This is a genomic window from Amycolatopsis decaplanina DSM 44594, from assembly GCF_000342005.1.
Taxonomy (GTDB): Bacteria; Actinomycetota; Actinomycetes; order Mycobacteriales; family Pseudonocardiaceae; genus Amycolatopsis; species Amycolatopsis decaplanina.
Genome location: NZ_AOHO01000037.1, coordinates 1 through 4,329, shown reverse-complemented (window position 1 = coordinate 4,329; position 4,329 = coordinate 1). Strand labels below are relative to the sequence as shown.

Genomic DNA, 4,329 nt, shown 5'->3' with positions numbered 1-4,329 from the left:
CCGACAGGAACCGCCGGACGGTTCTGCCGCCTCTCCTGCCTGGTGCCCGGCGGTTCGGTGCGGTGTGCTCGGGTGGCGAATCCATGCCCTTCCTCAGGAGGTACCCGGTGACCACAACGCGAGAGTTCACCCTGGCCAGGGTGTTCGACTTCGTCGACCCCGAAACGGGCCCGGGGTTCGCGCCCGGCCGCCCGCGGATCGAGGACCCGGAAGAACTGCGGGCCCTCGTCGCGTATCTGGCCGGCGGTACCCCGGTGCTGGTCACGCCGTCCTTGCTGGACGACGTCGTCGACCCGGACCGGACCGCGGTCGTGCCGACGAACTTCCTCACCGACGGGACGTGGATCTGGACCGACACCGTCACCTACTACCTGGAGCACCACGGGATGGCGCCGGAGCCGGATCTGCTCGGCCACATCCGGGCGCGGGGGGCGTCGGCGGAGCCGGTGCCGCCGGACGTCGTCCGGCGCGCGGCCGGTTTCGTGCTGGCACCGCCGGGGGCGGAGCGGACGCCGGTGTGGAGCGCGGGCTGACCCGGAACCGCCGCTCCGGCGTGACTTTCCTTCCGGTCGTTCTGCTGGTGGTTGTTCATGGTGACCGGGACACGGGTGCCGTTTACTGATTCCAGAGTCGCAGAACCGCTCAACACCAAGGAGTTGACGTGTCGCTACGAATCCAGGGTTTCCACGGTCGTCCTGCCCGGGCCGAAGAGGACATGGTGGCCGTGTACGTCTCCCGCGACGACATCCGCGACCTGGACGCGGGTGAACTCGGCGGCCGGATCGCCGCGGCCGCCGGGCTGTCGAGGGCAGGCGCTTCCGCGACCATCGCCGAGTTCGAACCCACGCCCCGCTACACCATCCAGGACGTCCTGCTCGGGCACATCACCTGGGAGGAACTGACCCGCGCCTCCTGACGGCGGGACTACGAGGCGTTGAGGCGGTCGGCCAGTTTCTCCCGCAGTCTGCCGCCTTCGGCCCGGCCGAGCCGGTCGCAGAGGCCCAGCGCGCGTTCCCGGTCCGCGCGCGCCGACGCCGGGTCGCCCATCTCCTCGGACAGGGCCGCCCTGTCACAGAGTGTGTCGATCTGAGCCTGGGTCAGCCCGATGCGTTCGTAGAGTTCCCCGGCCTCGGTCAAGCGGCGGCGCGCGTTCGCGTGGTCGCCCCGGCGGCGCATCAACGATCCGGTGGCCTGGAGCGCGCGGGCCTGCCCCATCGCGGCGCCGTGGCGGCGGAACAGGTCGAGCGCCGTTTCACAGTGCGCGAGTGCCCGATCGGGCAGATCGAGCGCGGCGAGGTTCTGCGCCGAACGCAACAGCAGGTACGCGTGATTGGTGTCGTCCACGGGCGTGCGCGAGCCGCCGAAGTCCTGCCCGAAGTAGCGGACGCAGACATCGAACTCTTCGGCGGCTTCTTCGAACCGGCCGTTCCGGTACCAGTACGACGCCCGCATCGCCCGCGCCACATGGACTCCGAGCGGATAACCCGCCTCTTCGAACAGGTGCGCCGCCTCGTCGAAGAGCTTGGGCGACGTCGTGCGCCCGGCGTCGCGGGCATGCGCGCTCGTCAGGTACACCCGAGCCCAGCCCTGTTCGCGACGGTCGCCCGCCTCGACCGCGGCGTCCAAGGCCCGCTGGGCCAGCTTGACGGATTCTTCGGCCTGGTCGCACAGCGAAGCCTGCACCCAGGCCAGATAGTTCAGGTGGACGGCCTCGTCCCGTTTGCTGCCGAGCGCGATGGCCGAGTTCACGGCGAGTTCGAACACGTCGTACCAGGTGCCGGCGGTCCCGCCGATCTCCGAGTACCAGTGCATGGACTCGGCCAGGTCGAGAACCGGGCGATGGTCTCCGCGAGCGGCGACGCTCTTGACCGCGGCGAGCCAGTTCTTCAGCTCGACCTCCAGCCACCTGCCCGCCCCGGAGTGATCACCGAACGAGGGCGTCGCTACCGGGAGCGGGCTGACCCCGTCTGTCGGGTGGAAGTAGCGGCCCGCCGCCGTCGCGGTGCGCACCAGCCAGTCGGCCAGCCGGTTCTCCGCCGCCTCGACGACGTCGGGGGTTTCCTCCCGGGCCAGCCGTTCGGTCGCGAACACCCGCAGGAGGTCGTGGAACTGGTACCGGCCGTTCTCCTGCGACGTCTGCAGCAGGCTCGCGTCGGCCAGTTCCTCCAGGAAGACGGCGGCGTCGTCCTCGTCGGAGGCTTCGATGAGCGTCATCGCGGCCCCCACCGAGAAGTCCGCCGCCGGGACGAGCGACAGCCGCCGGAACACCGCGGCGGCGTTCGGGCTGAGCTGGCGGTACGACAGTTCGAACACGCTGCGCACGTCGAGATCGCCGGCGGTCAGCGTGGTCAGCCGTCTGCTGCGGTCCCGGAGCTGATCCACCAGGCGCGACAGCGGCCACGCCGGGCGGCTCGCCAGCCGGTTGCCCGCGATGCGCAGCGCCAGCGGCAGCCGCCCGCACAATTCGACCAGTTCGAGCGCCGCCTGCCGCTCCCGCGCGACCCGGCCCGCCCCGATGATGGTCGACAGCAAGGTGACCGCGTCGTCCTCGCCGAACACGTCGAGGGGGAGCCTGCTCGCGCGTTCCAGCCCCACCAGCATCTGACGGCTGGTGATCAGGGTGAGACACCGCGGCCCGCCGACCAGCAGCGGACGGACCTGGGCTTCATCGGCCGCGTCGTCCAGGACGATCAGGGTGGCCCGGTCCTGCAGGAGGGAGCGGCACAGGCCCGCCCGGTCCTCCGGGTCGGCCGGGATGCGGACGGCGTCGACGCCCAGCGAGCGCAGGATCAGATGCAGCACGTCCGCCGGGTTCGTCGGCTCGGCGGACATGCCGCGCAGCTTCAGGAAGAGCCTGCCGTCGGGGAATTCGCCGGCGAGGTTGTGCGCCACCCGGACCGCGAGGGTGGTCTTGCCGGTTCCGGGCGGCCCGCTCAGGATGGCGACCCGCCCCGACCGGCGGCGGCCGCCGCTCAGATCGGCGGAAAGGGCGCGCAACGCGTCGAGATCGCTTTCGCGTCCGGTGAGGTCGTCGACGTCCGTCGGCAGGAGGCCGATCAACGGTGTTCCGTAGATCCCGGCCGCCGCGGGCGCGGGGGCGGGGGTCGGCTGGGCGCGGCCCTGCCTCGCGACCTTCTGCAGGCCGGTCAGCTCTTCATCGGTCAAGGACAGCGGCGCGGCGAGTGCTTCGATCGTCCGGCGTTGCGGGCTCTTGGCGATCCCGCGCTCCATGTCGCTGATGGCCCGGACACTCACCCCGGACCCCTCGGCGAGCTCCTCCTGGGTGAGCTCGGCGCGAACGCGGTAACCCTTCAGCAGCGCCCTGAAAGTCGTGGCTGCCCTTCCCAAGGCGGCGTTCGTCATGGGCCGAATTATCCATACCCACCCTGCGGGCTCAACTTGACCTAGGTCTCAAAAAGCACGGCCGGCCTCGGAAAGTGACGGCCGTGAGAACACAGTGTTGACAACGGTTCCGCGCGGCTCCCACATCGCGGACGGCGGCCACCCCGGACCGTGTGCCGCCCGGTGTAACCATCGTCACGGGTGGTGCGTCTCCCGGCGAACCGAGGCGCCCGGCCCGGACACCTGGCGTCATCGACTGTCCAAAGTGGTCATTGCCGCCCTCGCTCGGCGCGACCGAGCCGGCCATCGGTACGACCCAGTGCGCGATGAACACGAATTTCGATGTCGAATACTGCCTGGGCGACACCGCCGCTGAACGGCTGCTGAGGGCCTCGTCGTTATCCGTCGGACGCCACTGATGCCGAGTGGGTGTTGCTGGGGCCGTTGCTGCCCCGGCCCGCGTGCGGGACCGCGGTGGGCGGCCGGCCGGAGAACATCCGCGCCGCGCGATCATGGACGCGCTGCGCTAGGTCACCGACAACGGCATCACATGGCGGGCGCTACCGAGGGCTTCCCGCCCTGGAAGACGGTGCACGGGTTCTTCGCCCGCTGGAGCGAAGCCGGGGTGTTCGGCTAGGTCCGTGACTGGCTGTGCGAGGAGATCCGGTCACGAGCGGGACGGAATCCGGCGCCGAGCGCGGCGGTGATCGATTCCCGGTCGGTCAGGGCCTGCTGCTGGTCGTGCTGGTCACCGTCGCCAGCAGCCAGGACCGCTCCGCCGCGTTCATCAACCTCTCCAGGATCACTACGAGGGCCAGGCGCCTGACCCGCCAAAACAGCGGGCCAGGACCGCCTGACCAGGTTCAAAGACAGGCTCTTCGGGCCGCGGGCATGGTGAGGGGCCCGTCGCCGGTGTGGCGGGTTCTAGCGATCCCCGCAACACCCTGGATTTCGGGGGTTGCGGGGATCGTGGGTTTTGAGGAGTTG

The 4,329-nt window shown here is 70.4% G+C and carries 3 protein-coding genes and 1 pseudogene; 3 read left to right on the top strand and 1 reads right to left on the bottom strand.

Annotated features, from left to right (window positions below):
* Positions 1-107: 107 nt before the first annotated feature.
* A complete protein-coding gene (locus H074_RS07485; protein WP_007029422.1) occupies positions 108-533 on the top strand; it encodes a hypothetical protein in 426 nt (141 codons plus the stop codon).
* 128 nt (positions 534-661) lie between these two features.
* Positions 662-916: a hypothetical protein gene (locus H074_RS07480; RefSeq protein ID WP_235096684.1), complete on the top strand. Its 255-nt coding sequence runs from the start codon at positions 662-664 to the stop codon at positions 914-916.
* An 8-nt stretch (positions 917-924) separates the two neighbouring features.
* Here H074_RS07480 and H074_RS07475 read toward each other — a convergent pair whose 3' ends face one another.
* Positions 925-3,363: an ATP-binding protein gene (locus H074_RS07475; protein ID WP_007029420.1), complete on the bottom strand. Its 2,439-nt coding sequence runs from the start codon at positions 3,361-3,363 to the stop codon at positions 925-927.
* 408 nt (positions 3,364-3,771) lie between these two features.
* On the opposite strand from H074_RS07475, the pseudogene H074_RS41435 reads away from it, so the two are divergent.
* Positions 3,772-4,072: pseudogene (locus tag H074_RS41435) on the top strand (transposase); the annotation flags it as partial.
* Positions 4,073-4,329 lie beyond the last annotated feature (257 nt).